The organism is Streptomyces sp. DSM 116795 (assembly GCF_055792905.1).
The window spans coordinates 2,661,901-2,679,162 of the sequence record NZ_CM147707.1; the positions used below are offsets into that span (position 1 = coordinate 2,661,901).

14 protein-coding genes are annotated in these 17,262 nt (G+C 70.2%); 2 read left to right on the top strand and 12 right to left on the bottom strand.

Annotated features, from left to right (window positions below; translation table 11 throughout):
* Window positions 1–77: 77 nt before the first annotated feature.
* The 4 genes from ACSMXX_RS11300 to ACSMXX_RS11315 all read right to left on the bottom strand — a co-directional run bounded on the left by ACSMXX_RS11300 (window position 78) and on the right by ACSMXX_RS11315 (window position 6,496).
* Window positions 78–2,120 carry an ABC transporter permease gene (locus ACSMXX_RS11300; RefSeq protein ID WP_473183907.1) on the bottom strand — a complete coding sequence of 681 codons (2,043 nt, stop codon included), beginning with the start codon at window positions 2,118–2,120 and terminating at the stop codon, window positions 78–80.
* Window positions 2,121–2,190: 70 nt separating this feature from the next.
* Window positions 2,191–3,294, bottom strand: coding sequence for a quaternary amine ABC transporter ATP-binding protein (locus tag ACSMXX_RS11305; RefSeq protein ID WP_473183908.1), 1,104 nt, complete (start codon window positions 3,292–3,294; stop codon window positions 2,191–2,193).
* Entirely contained in the window at window positions 3,294–4,907 is a 1,614-nt protein-coding gene (locus ACSMXX_RS11310) for a GMC family oxidoreductase (RefSeq protein WP_473184739.1), read from the bottom strand. The genes ACSMXX_RS11305 and ACSMXX_RS11310 overlap by 1 nt, the downstream gene beginning before the upstream one ends.
* Window positions 4,908–4,993: 86 nt before the next feature.
* Complete coding sequence (locus ACSMXX_RS11315; protein ID WP_473183909.1) at window positions 4,994–6,496, bottom strand: aldehyde dehydrogenase family protein; 1,503 nt, start codon at window positions 6,494–6,496, stop codon at window positions 4,994–4,996.
* Between the two features lie 397 nt (window positions 6,497–6,893).
* On the opposite strand from ACSMXX_RS11315, the gene ACSMXX_RS11320 reads away from it, so the two are divergent.
* Window positions 6,894–7,481, top strand: a complete 588-nt coding sequence (locus tag ACSMXX_RS11320; RefSeq protein WP_473183910.1) for a Uma2 family endonuclease — start codon at window positions 6,894–6,896, stop codon at window positions 7,479–7,481.
* A 41-nt stretch (window positions 7,482–7,522) separates the two neighbouring features.
* Here the strand turns inward: ACSMXX_RS11320 and ACSMXX_RS11325 are convergent, their stop codons facing one another.
* The 7 genes from ACSMXX_RS11325 to ACSMXX_RS11355 all read right to left on the bottom strand — a co-directional run bounded on the left by ACSMXX_RS11325 (window position 7,523) and on the right by ACSMXX_RS11355 (window position 15,677).
* Window positions 7,523–8,344: a hypothetical protein gene (locus ACSMXX_RS11325; RefSeq protein WP_473183911.1), complete on the bottom strand. Its 822-nt coding sequence runs from the start codon at window positions 8,342–8,344 to the stop codon at window positions 7,523–7,525.
* 22 nt (window positions 8,345–8,366) lie between these two features.
* Window positions 8,367–8,828 carry a hypothetical protein gene (locus tag ACSMXX_RS11330; RefSeq protein WP_473183912.1) on the bottom strand — a complete coding sequence of 154 codons (462 nt, stop codon included), beginning with the start codon at window positions 8,826–8,828 and terminating at the stop codon, window positions 8,367–8,369.
* Window positions 8,825–10,759 (bottom strand): hypothetical protein, encoded by a 1,935-nt coding sequence (locus ACSMXX_RS11335; RefSeq protein ID WP_473183913.1) that lies wholly within the window; start codon window positions 10,757–10,759, stop codon window positions 8,825–8,827. The genes ACSMXX_RS11330 and ACSMXX_RS11335 overlap by 4 nt, the downstream gene beginning before the upstream one ends.
* A gap of 359 nt (window positions 10,760–11,118) precedes the next feature.
* Entirely contained in the window at window positions 11,119–12,108 is a 990-nt protein-coding gene (locus ACSMXX_RS11340) for a malate dehydrogenase (protein WP_473183914.1), read from the bottom strand.
* A gap of 439 nt (window positions 12,109–12,547) precedes the next feature.
* On the bottom strand, window positions 12,548–14,188 hold the full coding sequence (locus ACSMXX_RS11345; RefSeq protein WP_473183915.1) for a helix-turn-helix domain-containing protein: 1,641 nt from the start codon (window positions 14,186–14,188) through the stop codon (window positions 12,548–12,550).
* Between the two features lie 218 nt (window positions 14,189–14,406).
* A complete protein-coding gene (locus ACSMXX_RS11350; protein WP_473183916.1) occupies window positions 14,407–14,814 on the bottom strand; it encodes a DUF3017 domain-containing protein in 408 nt (135 codons plus the stop codon).
* A 5-nt stretch (window positions 14,815–14,819) separates the two neighbouring features.
* Entirely contained in the window at window positions 14,820–15,677 is an 858-nt protein-coding gene (locus ACSMXX_RS11355) for a bifunctional methylenetetrahydrofolate dehydrogenase/methenyltetrahydrofolate cyclohydrolase (protein ID WP_473183917.1), read from the bottom strand.
* A gap of 365 nt (window positions 15,678–16,042) precedes the next feature.
* On the opposite strand from ACSMXX_RS11355, the gene ACSMXX_RS11360 reads away from it, so the two are divergent.
* A complete protein-coding gene (locus ACSMXX_RS11360) occupies window positions 16,043–16,639 on the top strand; it encodes a hypothetical protein (protein ID WP_473183918.1) in 597 nt (198 codons plus the stop codon).
* Window positions 16,640–16,728: 89 nt separating this feature from the next.
* On the opposite strand, the gene ACSMXX_RS11365 is transcribed toward ACSMXX_RS11360, so the two are convergent.
* On the bottom strand, window positions 16,729–17,040 hold the full coding sequence (locus ACSMXX_RS11365) for a hypothetical protein (protein ID WP_473183919.1): 312 nt from the start codon (window positions 17,038–17,040) through the stop codon (window positions 16,729–16,731).
* Window positions 17,041–17,262: the final 222 nt, after the last annotated feature.

Genomic DNA, 17,262 nt, shown 5'->3' on the forward strand with positions numbered 1-17,262 from the left:
CTGTGACCTGTTTTCTCTTCTCGGGGTGGGGTTCCGTCAGGGGGTGGGGGGTGCGTTTGTGGGTGTGGGCGCGCGCACTAATCACGGGGGCGCTCGCCGGCGGGCTGGGAGATCCGGTCGAGCATGATGCCGAGGCAGACGATGGCGATGCCCGCGGGCAGGCCCTGGGAGAGGTCACCCTTGGACAGGCCCTGCACGACGTCGTAGCCGAGCGCGCCGCCGCCGATCAGACCGGCGATGACGACCATCGACAGCACCAGCACGACACCCTGGTTGACGCCGACCAGCAGTGACTTGCGGGCCAACGGCAGCTGGACGCCCAGGAGTTGCTGCTTGCTCGTCGCACCGAGCGAACGGGACGCCTCCATCGCCGCGGGGTCGACGTACCGCAGCCCCTGCGCGGTGATGCGGATGACGGCCGGGCAGGCGTAGATGACCGCCGCGATGATGCCCGCGCTACGGCTGAGGCCGACGAGAGCGATCACCGGGATCAGATACACGAACTGCGGCATCGTCTGCATCGTGTCGAGCACGGGACGCAGCATCCGTTCCACGCGTTCGACCCGCGCCGTGAGAATGCCGAGGACGATGCCGATGACCATGGTCAGCACCAGGCCGCCGATGACCTGCGAGAAGGTGTCCATCGACTTCTCCCACAGGCCCATCATCCCGATCAGGCCGAGGCAGATCACGCCGGTCAGCGCGGCCCGCCAGGTGCCGACGAGCCACCCGACGACGGCGACCAGCAGCGCCAGGGCCCACCACGGGGTGGTCTCCAGCCCTGATCGCAGGGGATTGAGCACGTAGACGGTGAAGCCCTTGGCCCAGACGACCGTTCCGCCCAGCACGGGGATGCCGGATCCGATCGTCTCGGTCAGCCAGTCGACGGCGCCCTGCAGCGGACGCGTGAGGTCCACCGTCCACGCGTCCGGCCACTCACGCTCGCCGATGGCGGACCCGATCGAGGAGAAGAGACCGATCAGGGCGAGCGCCAGGCCCCACACGGCCATCCGGATCCGCGCCATGAGGCGGGTCGCGCCGACGGTCACTGTGGCGTCCAGCCGCTCCCCGGCCGCCGCGGTCGTACGGTCCAGCAGCACCGCGATGAGCACGACGGCGACGCCCGCGGTGAGCGCGGTGCCGACGTCGAGGCTGCCGAGCGCCTGGTAGATCTCGTCACCCAGGCCCTCGGAGCCGATGAGGGAGGCGAGGACGACCATCGACAGGCACATCATGATCGCCTGGTTGAGTCCCAGCATCATCTGCTTGCGCGCCAGCGGCAGCCGCGCCGTCCACAGCCGCTGCCAGCGGCTCGCCCCGAGTGAGGCGGACGCCTCCAGCGCGGCCGGATCGGCGCTGCGCAGCCCGAGCGAGGTGAGGCGGGCCATCGGCGGAGCCGCGTAGATGACGGTCGCGATCAGCGCGGACGGCACGCCGATGCCGAACATCAGCAGCAGCGGCAGCAGATACGCGAAGGCCGGCATGACCTGCATGGTGTCGAAGACCGGGCGGAGTACCTTCTCGAAGCGGTCCGAGAGCCCGGCCCCGAGTCCCAGCAGCATGCCCAGCACGGCGGAGGCGAAGACCGCCACCGTCATCAGGGCGAGAGTCTCCATCGTGGCCTGCCACATCTGCAGCACGCCGCAGGCGATGAATACGCCCAGAGTGGTGGCGCCCGTACGCAGGGCGCGGCGGGAGAGGTCGGAGCCTCCGGCCGCCCAGCCGACCAGCGTGCCGACGACGGTGACACCGATCCAGCCCATCGAGTCGAAGAGGCTGATGATGGCGTCCACCGAGGACTCGGCGGAGTTGCTGATGTGCAGCAGGAAGTAGAGGAAGATCGGGCTCTTCTCGCGGTTGTCGACCAGCCAGCCGTCCAGGTCGTTCAGCGGCGTCCTGATGTCGACGGTCCAGTCCTGCGGCCAGACCCCGGAGCCGCCGGCCGCCGCGCTGACGACGACGACCAGGACGGCGAAGAGCACCGCCAGCACCTTGGGGCTGCGGGCGAGCACGGCCAGGCCGCCCGGGGCGGCCTGCTGCTCGGGCCGCCTGTCCGGCTGCGGCGAGGGGGCGTCGGGTGCCTTCTGCTCCCCCTGCTCGGGAATGGTGGGGGTGCTCATGCCGGCCTCACCTTCCCGGGGTCGACCCCGAAGCGGCCCTGCCGTGCGGCGGGCGCTGCGAAGCGGATGCTCATACGGCGGCCACCTCCTTGTCCTTGCCCGGGTCGCCCTCGCCGTCGTCGTCGCCGTCGATACCGGCGACGACGTTGAGCAGGCAGGCGTGGTCTATGACGCCTATCGTCCGGCCGTCGTCCACGACGCGGAGGTTCTCGCCGCTGCGGGCGACGGCCTCGATCGCGTCGGAGACCAGAGTGTCCGGGGAGAGTTCCGCGCCGTTGTCACCGTCGGCCTTCTCGGCGGGCCGCATGGCGCGGCGCACGGATATGACCTGCTCGCGGGGGACGTCGCGGACGAAGTCGCGCACGTAGTCGTCGGCGGGGTTGGCGACGATCTCCTCGGGCGTGCCGAGCTGCACGATCTCGCCGTCGCGCATCAGCAGGATGCGGTCGCCCAGCCGCAGCGCCTCGGACAGGTCGTGCGTGATGAAGATCATCGTCCGGCCCTCCTCGCGGTGCAGCCGGATGACCTCCTCCTGCATGTCCCGGCGGATCAGCGGGTCGAGGGCGCTGAACGGCTCGTCGAAGAGCAGGACTTCGGGGTCGACGGCGAGGGCGCGGGCCAGCCCGACGCGCTGCTGCTGGCCGCCGGAGAGCTGTACGGGACGGCGGTCGCCCAGGCCCTCCAGGCCGACCTTCTCCACCATCTCGGTGCCCTTGGCGCGGCGTTCCTGCCTGGACATCCCCTGGATCTCCAGGCCGTAGGCGACGTTGTCGGTCACCGTGCGGTGGGGCAGCAGGCCGAAGTTCTGGAAGACCATGGCGGTGCGGTGACGGCGCAGCTCGCGCAGGCGGTGCTTGTCCATCGCCCGTACGTCCTCGCCGTCCATCTCCAGCACGCCGGCGGTCGGTTCGATGAGGCGGGTGAGGCAGCGCACGAGCGTGGACTTGCCGGAGCCGGAGAGGCCCATGACGACGAAGACCTCGCCCTTGCGTACGTCGAATGAGACATCGCGGACGGCGGCGGTGCAGCCTGTGCGCTTGGTCAGTTCGGCGGCGGAGAGCCCGGCGAGTTCCTTGTCGCCGGGCACCCGATGTGCCTTGGGGCCGAACACCTTCCACAGATTGCGGACGGAGAACACCGGGTTGACCGGGGCGGACTCGTGGGTCTCGGACATCACGCAACACCTCCCGGTGCCGTAGTCGTATTCGGGGTCGTACTCGTACTCGTGGTCGTGGCGGACCGGTGGGATCCGCCGGAGAGGTCGGAGCGGTCGGACCGGATGAGGTCGGCGGCCTTCTCGCCGACCATCAGCACGCCGATCATCGGGTTGACCGCGGGCATGGCGGGGAAGACGGAGGCGTCCGCGATGCGGATGCCCTCCAGGCCGCGGACCCTCAGCCGGGGGTCGACGACTGCGAGGGCGTCGTCGGCGGCGCCCATGCGGCAGGTGCCGGCCGGGTGGTACACGGTGTGGGCCACCTTGCGCGCGTACTCGCTGATGTCCGCGTCGGAGGTGACGTCCGGGCCGGGGCAGACCTCGCGCTTGATCCAGTTCGCGAAGGGTTCCGTACGCGCGACCTGGCGGGCGGCCTTGATGCCGTCGACGAGGGTGCGGCCGTCGTAGTCGTCCTCGTCCGTGAAGTACCGGAAGTCCAGGGCCGGTTTGACGGACGGATCCGGTGAGGTGAGGTAAAGACGCCCGCGGCTGCGGGGCTTGGGGATGTTGGGCGTCAACGACACGCCGTGCGGGGGTCGTTCGTAGCCGAGCCGCTCGGGATTGTCGGTGAAGGGGATCTGGTAGAAGTGGAACATCAGGTCGGGCCCGGCCGACTCCGGGTCCCGGCGCAGGAAGAGCCCGGCGTCGGAGTCCATCGCGGAGTTGTCGGGGATGGGCCCGTCCGTCTCCCAGACGATCACCGACTCGGGGTGGTCGAGCAGGTTCTCCCCCACGCCCGGCAGGTCGTGTGCGACGGGGAGGCCGAGCGCCTCCAGGTCACCCTTGGGTCCGATACCGGAGTGCATCAGCAGCCTCGGGGTGTCTACGGCGCCCGCGCAGACGAGCACTTCGTGCTCCGCCCGGATCAGCCGCTCCGCGCCGTCCTTGCCGCGTACGTGCACGCCGGTCGCCTTGCTGCCGTCGATCTGGAGCCGGAACGCCCAGGTCTCCAGCAGGATGTGGAGGTTCGGGCGGTCACCGGCCTCGATGTGGGGGTGGAGGTAGGCAACGGAGGCGGAGGAGCGCTTGTTGCTCTCCGGGTGGTAGGAGAGGTCGAAGAAGCCGACTCCCTCGTGGAACGGCTGCTTGTTGAAGCCGTCGACCTCGGGGACGTCCAGCGCCTCCTTGGCGGCCGCGATGAAGTCTCGGGCGATCTCGTTGCGGTCCTGCTCGCCGACCGCCACGACGTTGTTGCGCAGCTTGCCGAAGTACGGGTCCATCGCGGCGCCGCCCCAGCCCTTGGCACCGCCCGCCTCCCACTCGTCCCAGTCGGACGGCAGCGGCTTGAAGGAGATCAGGGTGTTGTGGGACGAGCAGCCGCCGAGCACCTTCGCGCGGCTGTGCCGGATGTGGGAGTTGCCGCGGGGCTGCTCGGTCGTGGGGTAGTCGTAGTCGAGCTCACCGCCGAGCAGACCGAGCCAGCGGCGCAGCGTGAGCACCTCGGGGCGGTCGATGTCCGACGGCCCGCCCTCGATGAGGGCGACGGTGACGTCCGGGTCCTCGGTGAGCCGTGAGGCGATCACCGACCCGGCCGTACCGCCGCCGACTATGACGTAGTCGTAGCTGGACATGTCGTGGCTGGACATTTCCGTGTTGTGCTCCTTGTGTTCACGTGTCGCAGGGGGAGGGGACGACGAAGGCATGGCGCGGTGCTCCGTCAGCCGGAGAACCAGCGGACCGGTGCGGGACGCAGGTTCTCGTACACGTGCTTGGTCTCCCGGTACTCGGCCAGCCCGTGCGGCCCCAGCTCACGGCCCACACCGGACTTGCCGAAACCACCCCACTCCGCCTGCGGCAGATAGGGGTGGAAGTCGTTGATCCACACGGTGCCGTGCCGCAGACGGGCCGCGACGCGGCGGGCGCGAGCGGTGTCCGCGGAGAAGACGCCGCCGGCGAGGCCGTACTCGGTGTCGTTCGCCAGCGCCACCGCTTCGTCCTCGGTCCGGAAGGTCTCGACGGTGAGGATAGGCCCGAAGGTCTCCTCCCGGATCACCTTCATGCGCCGGTGACAGTTGTCGAGGACCGTGGGCGAGTAGAAGTAGCCGTCGGCGGGACGCACGTCGGAGGGCTCGGGCCGCTCGCCGCCGCTGCGCAGCACAGCGCCCTCGTCCAGCGCGGACGCGACGTACGCCTCGGTCTTGGCCAGCTGCTGCGCGGAGACCAGCGGACCGCACTCGACGCCGTCCTCGGTGCCGCGGCCCAGCCGGATGCGCTGGGCGCGGGCGGCGACCTCGGTGACGAAGCGCTCACGCACCGGCTCCTCGACGATGAGGCGGGCGCCGGCGGAGCAGACCTGGCCGCTGTGGATGAAGGCGGCGTTGAGGGCCTGGTCGACGGCTGTGTCGAAGCCCTCTTCGGTGGCGCAGGCGTCGGCGAAGACGACGTTGGGGTTCTTGCCGCCCAGCTCCAGGGCCACCTTCTTCACGCTGGGGGCGGCGGCCTGGGCGACCTTCGTACCGGAGACGAGGCCACCCGTGAAGGAGACCAGATCCACGTCCGGGTGCTCGGACAGGCGGGCGCCGACGGGGTCGCCGGCGCCGGTCACCAGGTTCGCGACGCCTGCGGGCAGGCCGGCCTCGGCGAGGAGCTTCACCAGGTGGACGGTGGTCATGGGGGTGATCTCGCTGGGCTTGATCACAAAGGTGTTTCCGGCGGCCAGTGCCGGCGCGATCTTCCAACTCGCCTGCAGCAGAGGGTAGTTCCACGGCGTGATCATGGCGCAGACGCCGACGGGCTCGTGCACGACGACGCTGTGCACGTCCGTGTCGCCGGCGTCCACGACGCGTCCGCCGGACTCCCCGGTGACGAGGTCGGCGAAGTAGCGGAAGGCCGCGGTGACGTCGTCGACGTCGATGCGGCCCTCTTCCCATGTCTTGCCCGCGTCCCGCGACTCGGTGAGGCCGATCTCCTCGCGGTCCCGCTGGAGGAGGTCCGCGACCCTCCGCAGCAGCGCGGCGCGCTCTGCGACGGGGGTACGGGGCCACTCGCCCGCGTCGAAGGCATGGCGCGCGGCGGCGACGGCGGCGTCGGTGTCCTCAAGGCCGCCCTCGGCGACGACGGCGAGCGTGGTGGCGTCGGCGGGATCGAGAATCTCCCGGGTCCCGCCGGACTGCGCCACGCGCCAGTTGCCGTCGATGTGAATGCTTTCGATTTCGGACACCTTCTGTACTGCCTTCCGAGCTGTAATGACGCATCGTGTCACGAAAAAATCACATCGCGATCACGGTGAAATAAGGCCATGCGCTGGTCACATGACAAGAGCGAACCCTGCCCCGTCCTCGCGTTTGCATGTCCGCCCGGCACGGATAAGTGGGGTTCCTCACGGGCCGAAGTGCGGCGGAGGGAGGCGAAGGGCCTGATTGACGCCATGTGCGGACGTTCATAACGATTTGAGCGTGCCGCGTGGCCGGATCTGCCGCATTCCGAGCCGGGCGGTATTGACGGCCGCGGTCGCGGCGCTCACGGCGATCAAGAGCGTGTCCTGATCTGTGTTCGTATCGTTCGACAATGCGGCTGCAGGCGTGGAGCGACGCGGCAGCGGGGAGGAGCACAGGGTCATGACCATCGCACTGACCGACAGGACCGAGATGACCGAGCGCGACGATCCGAGCTTGGACGACCTGTTCGAGCGGCTGGAGCGGATGCCCGTCCCCGAGGGCTACAAGACCGAAATCGTCGAGGGGACCGTCTTCATGTCGCCGCAACGGGACACGCACTGGGAAATCATCGCGGCTCTCTACGATCAGCTGCGGACCAGGTATCCCAGGAATCGGATCAAGTCGGACGTGCGCTTCGACTTCCCCGGGCATCTGAACGGCTTCGCTCCCGATGTGGTGGCTCTCGCCGAGGGTGCGGTGAAAGACGAGAAGGGTCACTGGCAGCACGAGGACGTGGAGTGCGTCGCCGAGGTCGTTTCCGCCGGTACGGGCCCAAACGACTACGGCCCGAAATTGCAGGCCTACGCCACCGCCGAAGTGCCCGTGTATGTGGTCGCGGACCCCTACACCGGCGAGTGCCACCTCTTCACGCAGCCCGAGAAGGGCGAATACGAGAGCAGGCTCACCGTCGCCTTCGGCAAGCCGCTCGACCTGACCGGGACGGTCGTCGGGCTGAAGCTGGAGACGGGAGACTTCCCCAGGGACTGAGGTCGCTGAGGCCGCTCCCCCGTCCGCCGTAACGGTGCCTCTCAGAGCCCGTCGTCCCCGTCTCCGTCGCCGCTCCCGTCCCCGTCGTCCCCGCAGTCCACTCCGGTCGGGCAGAAGAAGGTCAGCGCGGTGTCCAGCAGCTCCTTCTGCTCCTCCGAGGCGCTGTCGTCCTCCTGCCCGTATGCGACGACCGCGTAGAGCTCGCCGTCCTCGGCCTCGAAGCGGTGGTCGATGACGCGCCGCGTCCCGCCGTGCTCATGGGAGTCGTAGGTGTATTCGAGACGGGCCGCCGGACCGTCGCCGCCGTCGAGGCGGTCGAGGGAGTCGAGCTCGAAGCCCTCGTTCTTCTGGGCGTTCTCCTCCGCCAGCTCCAGCGACTCGTACGGGTCGGAGTCCTCCACGAAGAAGACCTGGAGCTGACTGGCCCGGCCGGACTTCTCGTAGAAGACGGCCTGCGCGCCGTCGCGCTCCTCCGTGCGGCGCTGCCACCCCTCGGGAACGGCGAGACTGAAGCCCTCCGGGTCCTCCGCGATCTCGTACCCCTCCGGCGGGTCGGCATCGGCCGAGCCGGCCGGGTCGGCCGGCTCCTCGCCGTCGCCCGCCGGCGCGCTCTTGTCGGGGCGTGACGTGGCCGCCGGGTCGGGGACGACAACCGACTCCTGCGACCGGCCGTCGGGCTGCCCGGGCTCGTCCTTCCAGCCGAGCGCCCACGTGCCGAACGCGAGCCCGCACACCGCGAGCACGACCAACGTGCCCTTGGCCACGTGCCGTTGCTGCCGCGCGGACTCCGTTTGCTGCCGTGCGTGCAACGTCTCGGCGTCGTCGTCGACCCAGCGCTGCTGATCGGCGTCGAAGCGAATCACGGGCACTCACCTCTCACGTCTCTCACCCCAGCACCTGCGCGGCGGCCTGCACGACCGCGGTCGCCGACGCGAGCATCCCGACCGCGCTCGCGCCCGCCTGAAGCCGGTCGCGGAGCAGGGCGAGACGGCCGGCACCGGCTCGGCCCGTCCGTGTGATCTCGCCCTCGATCTCGCCCAGTTCGCCGTCGACGGCGGCGGTCTCGTCGGTGGCCGCCAGGACGCGCATGTCCGTGCGCAGCGCCCGCACCGCCTCCAGGAGCGCCAGCGTCGCCTCGTCGGTCTGCGGCGGCGGGGCGGTGTGGCTGTACGAGGTCGCCCGGCCGTAGGCGCCGGTGGCGATCGCGCCGCCGGACATGCTGCCGATGTTCACCGGTCCTCCCCCGCCGCCGGATTCGCGGCGGCGGCCATCGCCCGGCTGAGCCTCCGGCTCCGTCCCCGGCTCCTGCGGCACGCCGCCCGAGCGGTCCTCGCCCGGCGCCATCACGCCGGGCTCCTCTCCACGTGATGCGCCTGGCCGCCTTCGCCGGTGGCCACGGCGCCGCCGCTCATGTCCTCGATGTAGACACCGCCGTCGCGTACGTTCACGATCTGCTGCTCGAAGCGGTCCGTACGGAAGCCGCGCTGCTCCAGCGCGTCCCGCACACCGCCGGCAATCCTGTCCTGGACGGTCTTGATGTAGCGGCTGACGTCCATCTCCTGGAACAGCGACAGTTCGTTCGCACTCGCCAGCTCCCTGATGGAGACCAGCGGCGCGTCCGGCGCGGCGTATTCCGGAGAGCTCAGCCAGACGCGGAAGACGGAGAGCAGCGTACGGGCCGTGGCGATCCCGGCCGCAGCCGTCGCCGCGGGTGCCGTGAGGAACGCGAGCACACCTTCGCGGGACGAGCCGGCCGCGTGGCGCTCGACGATCGCGTCGACCTCCCGGAACTCCTCGGCGACCGGCCCCAGTACGTGCGGGACGACCTCCAGGACCAGCATTCCGCCCTGCGTGTGGACGCGCACGAGCAGCGAGACGACCACCTGCTCATGCCAGGAACCCACGCGGACGCGGAGGAAGTGCCTTCGGGCCTCCCCGCCGTCGTCGGCAGCCTCCGAGAGGTGCTGCTGCACGCTGTCCGGCTCGTAGACACCGCTGTCGCGGCGCACGCCGGACGGCAGATAGACGAACTCCTCGATCTCCAGTCCGCGCAGGCTGTCCCGGCTGGTGCGCGCCGTCGCCTCGCGCAGCGCCACGAGCCGGGGCGTGATCATGTCGAGGACGTGACGGCTGGAGAGGTGGTTCGCCGGCGGGTGCTGTGCGTGCGCGTGCCCGTGGGTGTGCCCGTGGGTATGCGCGTGCTGCGGATACTCGTCCGGCGTCTGCGGCTGCGTCTGCGTCTGGCTGCCGGGGTGCGGCGGCTGCATCGGGTTGATCTGCCCCGACGGCATCGGCAGCGGCGGCATCTCCGGCTGCTGCGACTCCGCGTGCTGCGCCTGCACTTGAGGCGCCGCCGCCGGCACCGCCGCTCCATGCGCCGCCTGCGGCGGCACGCCGTTGGCCGGTTCGGCGGCGGGCGCGTCCTTCCTGCGGCGGAGCTCCAGCGCGAAGGACCAGGGCTTGTGCGGGACACCGGAACCGACGAACGGACGGTTCGCGTCGTACAGCGTCGCCGGGGCGTGCTGTTCGAGGTCGATCGCCTCGCCGATGCGCCGGTAGCGCTGCGCGTACGGGAGTTCGGGCTGCTGGGCCGTGCCGAAGTTCTCGCGGCTGAGCTGCTCCCGCAGTACGGAGGTCACCCTGATCCGGTGCAGCCAGACCACGGCGACCATCAGCAGCGGGAAGATCACCGGATAGGGGTTGTCGCGGATGCCGGCGACGGCGGCGATCCAGTAGGCGGCAGCGAGCGCGCGGGCGGCGTAGGTGACGGCCGTGCCCAGCCTGCGCCGTATCGCGGACCGCAGCGATTTGCGCGGTGTCCTGGTCCCCGCGTACAGCAGCGTCTCGCGCCCCGAGATCGCGCGGCCGGCCCACAGCGCGAGGACGACACCGGCGTAGAAGAGCACCCAGGCGGTGGGCTGGTCCCCCATCGACGAGAACGCGTCGTCGCCCAGGAACAGGGCCAGGGAGAGGAGTTCGTCGAGCGAGAGGTCGAAGTTCGCGCCGAACTGGTCGTCCAGGGTGTCCCACGTCAGGAGCACGGAGACGAGGAAGAATCCGGTCCACACGGCCAGCAGCGCGATCGCCGTCTGCACTTCCTGCCGCCGCGCCCGCAGAGCGTGTGCCAGCACGGGACGCACGTCGACACCCAGCGAAGGCGGGACGGGACGCTCGGCGTGACCGACCAGCTCATCGATGACGCGCTGGCGGAATCCGGCATTCAAGCGCGCGCCGGCGCACAGCAGACGCGTCGCCTCACTGTGAGCATGCGTGCGCATTGAGTAACTCATGAGTAGCCCCGGCTTCCCCAAGTTCCGTTCAGGGATTGACCTTGAACATACCCGAGGGAGCAGCGCCCCGACCACGGCAGCAAAAACCCTGTGGATAACGCTTCGGGAACGCCGCGGAGTTCACCGTCCCGAGTGCGCGGAATGCGCGAACTGCCCCTGGGGCGTGGTCAGCTGGGCACCTTCCCGCGGCTGGACCGGCCAAGCCGGGGCCACCGGCCGAGGACGGGCCCGTACGGTGCCGGGAGGCGAACTCCCGGACCGCACGGGCCCGTTCGGGATGCCGCGGATGCGTTCCGCCGACACCGCGGCGAAGACGGCGAAGGCGCGCCGCCGTTCCGCCGCAGGCGTCAGAGCAGACCGAGGCCGCTGACCGCTTCGCGTTCGTCCGACAGCTCCTGGACGGACGCGTCGATGCGGGGGCGCGAGAACTCGTTGATCTCCAGCCCCTGCACGATCTTGTACGTGCCGCCGTCGCAGGTGACGGGGAAGGACGAGATGATGCCCTCGGGGACGCCGTAGGAGCCGTCCGAGGGGATGCCCATCGACGTCCAGTCGCCGGCCGGCGTGCCGTTGACCCAGGTGTGTACGTGGTCGACGGCGGCGTTGGCGGCCGACGCCGCCGAGGAGGCGCCGCGGGCCTCGATGATGGCGGCGCCGCGCTTGGCGACGGTCGGAATGAACTCCTCGGCCAGCCACTTCTCGTCGTTCACGGTCTCGGCCGCGTTCTTGCCGGCGACCTCGGCGTTGAAGATGTCCGGGTACTGCGTGGCCGAGTGGTTGCCCCAGATCGTCAGCTTCTTGATGTCGGAGACCTGCGAGCCGGTCTTCTTCGCCAGCTGCGTGAGCGCGCGGTTGTGGTCGAGGCGCGTCATCGCGGTGAAGCGCTCCGCGGGCACGTCCGGGGCGGCCGCCTGGGCGATGAGGGCGTTGGTGTTCGCCGGGTTGCCGACGACGAGGATCTTCACGTCGTCAGCCGCGTGGTCGTTGACGGCCTTGCCCTGCGGCTTGAAGATGCCGCCGTTGGCCTCCAGCAGATCGCCGCGCTCCATGCCCTTGGTGCGGGGACGGGCGCCGACGAGGAGCCCCACGTTGGTCCCGTCGAAGGCGACGTTCGGGTCGTCGGTGATGTCGATTCCCTGCAGCAGCGGGAAGGCGCAGTCGTCGAGCTCCATGGCGGTGCCCTCGGCGGCCTTCAGCGCCGGGGTGATCTCCAGCAGCCGCAGCCTGACGGGCACGTCTGCACCCAGCAACTGGCCGGAGGCGATACGGAAGAGCAGCGCGTAGCCGATCTGGCCGGCCGCTCCGGTGACGGTGACATTGACAGGGGTGCGGGTCATGGCGGTCTCCGTAGTACCTGGCGGTGGCAGCTTCCTGGCGGGTTCCTTCCCTGGGCACCTCCTGAGGTCCCCAGGGGGACCCGCAGGGAAAAGCCAGAGGGAACGCGCCCTGCCCTGTGCGGAAGTCTCTGGATGTCTCTCCATGTCAAGAGACCCCGCGCCAGGTTATCCGACGTCGTATACGCGTCGGCAGCCGCCCGCGCAAGGAGGGATGACGCGGACGGCGGCCGACGCGGCCAGCCCGTGGGGGGTTGCTGACAGGGCGCATTCCCGGGATCGGCCGAGCCATGCATGCGCATTCATCCGAACACCAATGAATTTCGGACAGCTTCAGAATCGTCAACGCCGCCTTGAGAGCGGCGAGTTGAGAGCGGCGAGTTGACCCGGACGGACGACGGGAGCCGGGCCCCGCACGCTCGGGGCACAGAGCCTCCCCCGGCTACCGCTGTGCGGCGCCCCCAGTGTCCGCCGTCTCCGCGGGAGTCGCCGGGCCGGCCGTCTCCGCGGTGTCCGCCTGGCCGGCCGTGCCGGCCTTCGTGCAGCCCGTCGTGCCCGCCACGAGAGTGGCGCAGGCGCGCGCGTCATTCGCGGATTCGACGGCGACCATCTCCGTGTACGCGTCGTTCGTGGCGTCGACCTTGTCGCTCTCTGCCTGGCCGCCGGCACTGATCTTCAGACCGTCGCCCTGCGCGGCACCCGTTATACGGCCCCACGCTGCTTTGCAGACGCTGCTGTACCGCACCTCGACCACGCTCGGCCCGACGAACGCGGACTTGCTGCTCTTGACGTTCTGCCCGCCGCAGCCCATCTTCTCCGGGTCCTTGCCCGAGCAGCCCTCGCCCTGGCACTTCACCCCGGCAGGGAGGTTACGGGGCGAGGCCGTCGCCGAAGGCGTCGGCGAGGCTGAGGAGTCGTCCGCCCCGCCGGGCAGCCCGAAGACCAGCACACCCACGCCCAGGACCGCGAACACGGACACGGCGCCCACGAGCAGCGCCGCGACCCGGCGGCCGCGCGAGGCACGGCCACCGCCGTCCGGGCCCCCTGGACCGGGGCTGCCGGGGACGTCCGCACCGCCTGAACTCGCCGTGGCGCCCGGCCCGTTGCCCGGGTACGCCGGCAGTCCCGATTCCGGTCGAGGCGGCTCCGTACGTCCCGGCCCCGCCGTCCCGCCGTCGCCGCGGGGGGCACCATGGCCGCGGCGCCCGCCGCCGGCGGCGGGCGCCGCGCCCCACGAGGACACGTCGACGCGCTGCGCGGGCACGCCGGCCGTCGCCGGGCTCCGGCCCGGAGGACCACCCTGGGGCACGCCGCCCTTGCCGCCGACGTTGCCGCCCTTGCCGAGGTTGCCGCCGTGACCGCCATTACCGCCGTTACCGCCGTTGCCTGGCAGCGGGCGGGGGCGGAGCACGGCCGTCTCGTCGTCTATGGGCGGCCGGTTCGTCTCCGCCGGCGCGGCGGGCGCGGACGCGGCGCTGCCGCGGATGCCAGGGATCGCGGAGGCGGAGGGCGGAGCGAGGAACCCGGCGGCAGAGCCCTGCCGTTGCAGCATCTCGGCGGAGACGATGGCGTGCTCCCCCGTCTTCTCCTTCCACTCCTCTTCCTTGACGGCGGGCTCGGCACCGCTCTTCTCCGCACCCTTCGCGCGTGCCTTCTCCTTGTCGCGGTTCCCGTCGCGGTCCTTGTTCTTGACCTTGTCCTTGTTACGGCCCCACTTGCGGCCCTTGGCCGGCTCGTCGTCCCAGAACTCCCCGAGCGCCTCACGCGCCTGCGCGACGCGGATGGCCTCCATCGTCTGGTCGTGCCGCATCTCGTCGCGGCTCCACGCCCGTTCGGCCAGCTCCCACATCGTCTCGAGATGACGGATGTCGATCCCCGTGACGTCCCCGAGCGCGTGCGCGGCGCCGCGTGGCGGCAGCAGCCGTCCGCCCAGGTACCTCTCCCAGGACGACTTGCTGTAGCCCGTACGGTCCGCGATGGTCGCGACGCTCATTCCGCTGCGGTCGACCAGCCGCCGCAGCTGGCTGGTGAACTCCCGGATCTGTGGGTCCAGTTCCTCCGGTAGCGGCCTCCACCGAGGCATGTGCCTCCCCCTAGTCCCCCGACTTCGTCGACAATTCCCGCGCCAGATCGTCACCTAGTCTGCCACCCCGTCCGCCTGCTGCATCCATGACTGCGGCCCGCACTTCCACGAGGAAGCACGGGCCGTCTTCACACTTCACAGCACGTGTCGGGGTATGTGCTCTGGGGTGCCCGGGCGGGGGCGCGCCCGGCCCGCCGGAACCCAGCCCGGAGCCGGCGTCAGCCGCCCTCCCTGCCGACGACGAAGTGCACGATCTCCTCCAGGACCGGGATGTTCAGCCAGGGCTTGGGCTGCGCCATCATCGCCAGCAGAATGATCGACAGGCCGAGCGCGCCGTACGTCACGATGTCCGTGAAGGGGGAACGGACGGCAAGCATGCCCACGGACGGCATCAGCCAGCGCATCACGGCGCCGGCGAGCAGCGACAGGCCGATGATCAGCGTCCCGGCGCGGAACTCCCCGACCGTCACCAGCAGCCCGATCAGCACTCCGCAGCAGACCGACAGCAGCGGCCACTGCCGGTACGGCGCCGCGTGCCCGGCGCCCATCGCCCGTTGTCCGCCCTCCGGCCGCGCGGTGTCGCGCGTGATCGACGGGAAGCGGCGCGAAATTCCTCCCTCAGGCATCCTGATCACTCCCCCGCTGCGCGCTCGGCGGCCTCGACGACGTTGACGAGGAGCTGCGCGCGGGTCATCGGGCCGACGCCGCCCGGGTTCGGCGAGATCCACGCCGCGACCTCGGCCACACCGGGGTGCACGTCCCCGACGATCTTGCCGTACTCGTCGCGGCTCACGCCCACGTCGAGGACGGCGGCTCCCGGCCGTACGTCCTCGGGCTTGATCAGATGCGGCACTCCGGCCGCCGCCACGATCACATCGGCCTGCTTGAGCAGCGCGGGCAGATCACGCGTGCCGGTGTGGCACTGCGTCACGGTGGCGTTCTCGCTGCGCCGCGTCAGCAGCAGCGGAATGGAACGGCCCACCGTGATGCCGCGGCCGACCACGACGACATGCGCGCCGTTCAGCTCGACGCCGTGCTCGCGCAGCAGCTCGATGATGCCCCGCGGCGTGCACGGGAGCGGGCCGGGCTCGTTCAGCACAAGACGGCCCAGGCTGGTGGGGTGCAGGCCGTCCGCGTCCTTGTCCGGGTCCATCAGCGACAGCACGCGGTTGGTGTCGATGCCCTTGGGCAGCGGCAGCTGGACGATGTAGCCGGTGCAGGCCGTGTCGTCGTTCAGCTCGCGTACGACCGCCTCGATCTCCTCCTGGGTGGCGGTGGCGGGCAGCTCCCGCCGGATCGACCGGACGCCGATCTGCTCGCTGTCGCGGTGCTTGCCGGCGACGTACTTCTGGCTGCCGACGTCGTCACCGACGAGCAGGGTGCCGAGGCCGGGCGTGATCCCCTGCGCCCGCAGGGCGTCGACACGCGCCTTCAGACCGGTCTTGATCGCTGCTGCCGTGGCCTTGCCATCGAGAATCTGGGCCGTCATGTCTCCCATACTCGCGGATACCGAGGCCGGGCCGAAATCCGTATCGCTCCGCAGGACGGAGCGGCGGGCACGCCGATCCGAAACGGCCGCCGGGGTGGCGGGGATTGGGGCTTCGCGTTTCGGATTCGCCACATTCGAGGAGTCCGGCTGGACATCGTCACCATGGGGCGACGAACATGAGCCGTTGGCACCGTGCCCGTACGAAGAAGGGCCGACGGCACGGGGCCGCACCATCGGGGGAGGCACAACGTGCAAAACGCACACCTCACGCAGTCCACTCACGGCATCTGCGGGGGCGGATCTGTCGTTCCCCCGAGTTCTTCGGCCCATTCCGTCCCCTGTCGAACGCTCGGAGGAAGGCACTCGTGAGCTACCCACCACCCCCTGGCCAGGACCCGAACAACCCCTACGCGCAGCCGCCGCCACAGCAGGCGTACGGCTACCCGCAGCAGGGACAGGGCGGCCAGCCCGGATACGGCTACCCGCAGCAGGCGCAGGCCGGCTTCCAGCAGCCCGTGCAGGGCGGCTACCCGCAGCAGCCCGGCTTCACCTACCCGAACGCCCCGCAGACGATGCCCGGCACGGTGAACGCCGTCCGGATCATCATGTTCATCATGGGCGGGCTCGGCATCATCGGCGCGATCGCCAACTTCTACAACGCCTCGCAGGTCGATGACACCTACGGCTCGGACTTCGCGAGCGTCGGTTCCGGAATCCTGATAGCCGGCGGCGTGATCGGGCTGCTCTTCAGCGCAGCCGCGATCTTCCTGGCCTCGCAGTTCAACAACGGCGGCAACGCCATCCGCATCTGCTGCATCGTCTACGGATCGCTGATGGCCGTCGGAGGGCTCTTCGCCCTCATCGTCATCGTCGGCATCATCCCGCTCGCGCTCGGCATCCTGATCATCGTCTTCATGGCGAAGCAGGACGGCTCGCAGTGGTTCAACCGCCCGCGGTACTGAGCACGCAGACGTCACACAGGCGACGAGGGCCGTGCCCGCCGCGACGTTCCGCGGCGCACGGCCCTCGCGCGTTCGGCGGGCCCGCCGGCTCAGATGCTCACGGAGCGGGCGTAGTTGACCTGCTGCATGATGTGGTGCACGGCCATCGGGTCGTACACCGGGATCATCGTCGAGTGGAACTTCCCGCCGCTGTTCACGGTCACCTGTACGTGGCCGGCCGTGGTCCGCTCCTTCATCAGCAGGAAGAGCAGCCCGAGGAAGCAGACGACGAGGAAGACCACCGCGAGCACGATCGCGTGCGTCGGTATCCTCTCCTCCGTCCGGCTCATGTCCGTGATCGTCCAAGTGGCGCCGCTCAGCGGCATCTTGCCCGCCGGCGTGATGATGCCGTCCGCCGTCACCGTGATGTCCCCGATGGTGACCAGCGGTTGTGCGTACCCCCCATCGTGACCATAGGTCTCCGCAGGTCCGGCGCCGGACGGATATCCGTGGCCCCCGTGAGGACCGGGATATCCATATGCTGCCCCTCCACCTTGAGGGGGCATCGGTTCCGCCGGTCCGAACCCGCCCTGCTCTGGCGTCGATCCGTCTTTCATGACCAACGAGTATGTCGTACCGGCAGC

What these genes read in the sequence shown, in the direction of transcription:
- ACSMXX_RS11300 (WP_473183907.1), bottom strand. Translation starts at nt 2,120, where the DNA reads ATGAGCACCCCCACCATTCCCGAGCAGGGGGAGCAGAAGGCACCCGAC.
- ACSMXX_RS11305 (WP_473183908.1), bottom strand. Translation starts at nt 3,294, where the DNA reads ATGTCCGAGACCCACGAGTCCGCCCCGGTCAACCCGGTGTTCTCCGTC.
- ACSMXX_RS11310 (WP_473184739.1), bottom strand. Translation starts at nt 4,907, where the DNA reads ATGTCCAGCTACGACTACGTCATAGTCGGCGGCGGTACGGCCGGGTCG.
- ACSMXX_RS11320 (WP_473183910.1), top strand. Translation starts at nt 6,894, where the DNA reads ATGACCATCGCACTGACCGACAGGACCGAGATGACCGAGCGCGACGAT.
- ACSMXX_RS11335 (WP_473183913.1), bottom strand. Translation starts at nt 10,759, where the DNA reads ATGCGCACGCATGCTCACAGTGAGGCGACGCGTCTGCTGTGCGCCGGC.
- ACSMXX_RS11340 (WP_473183914.1), bottom strand. Translation starts at nt 12,108, where the DNA reads ATGACCCGCACCCCTGTCAATGTCACCGTCACCGGAGCGGCCGGCCAG.
- ACSMXX_RS11345 (WP_473183915.1), bottom strand. Translation starts at nt 14,188, where the DNA reads ATGCCTCGGTGGAGGCCGCTACCGGAGGAACTGGACCCACAGATCCGG.
- ACSMXX_RS11350 (WP_473183916.1), bottom strand. Translation starts at nt 14,814, where the DNA reads ATGCCTGAGGGAGGAATTTCGCGCCGCTTCCCGTCGATCACGCGCGAC.
- ACSMXX_RS11355 (WP_473183917.1), bottom strand. Translation starts at nt 15,677, where the DNA reads ATGACGGCCCAGATTCTCGATGGCAAGGCCACGGCAGCAGCGATCAAG.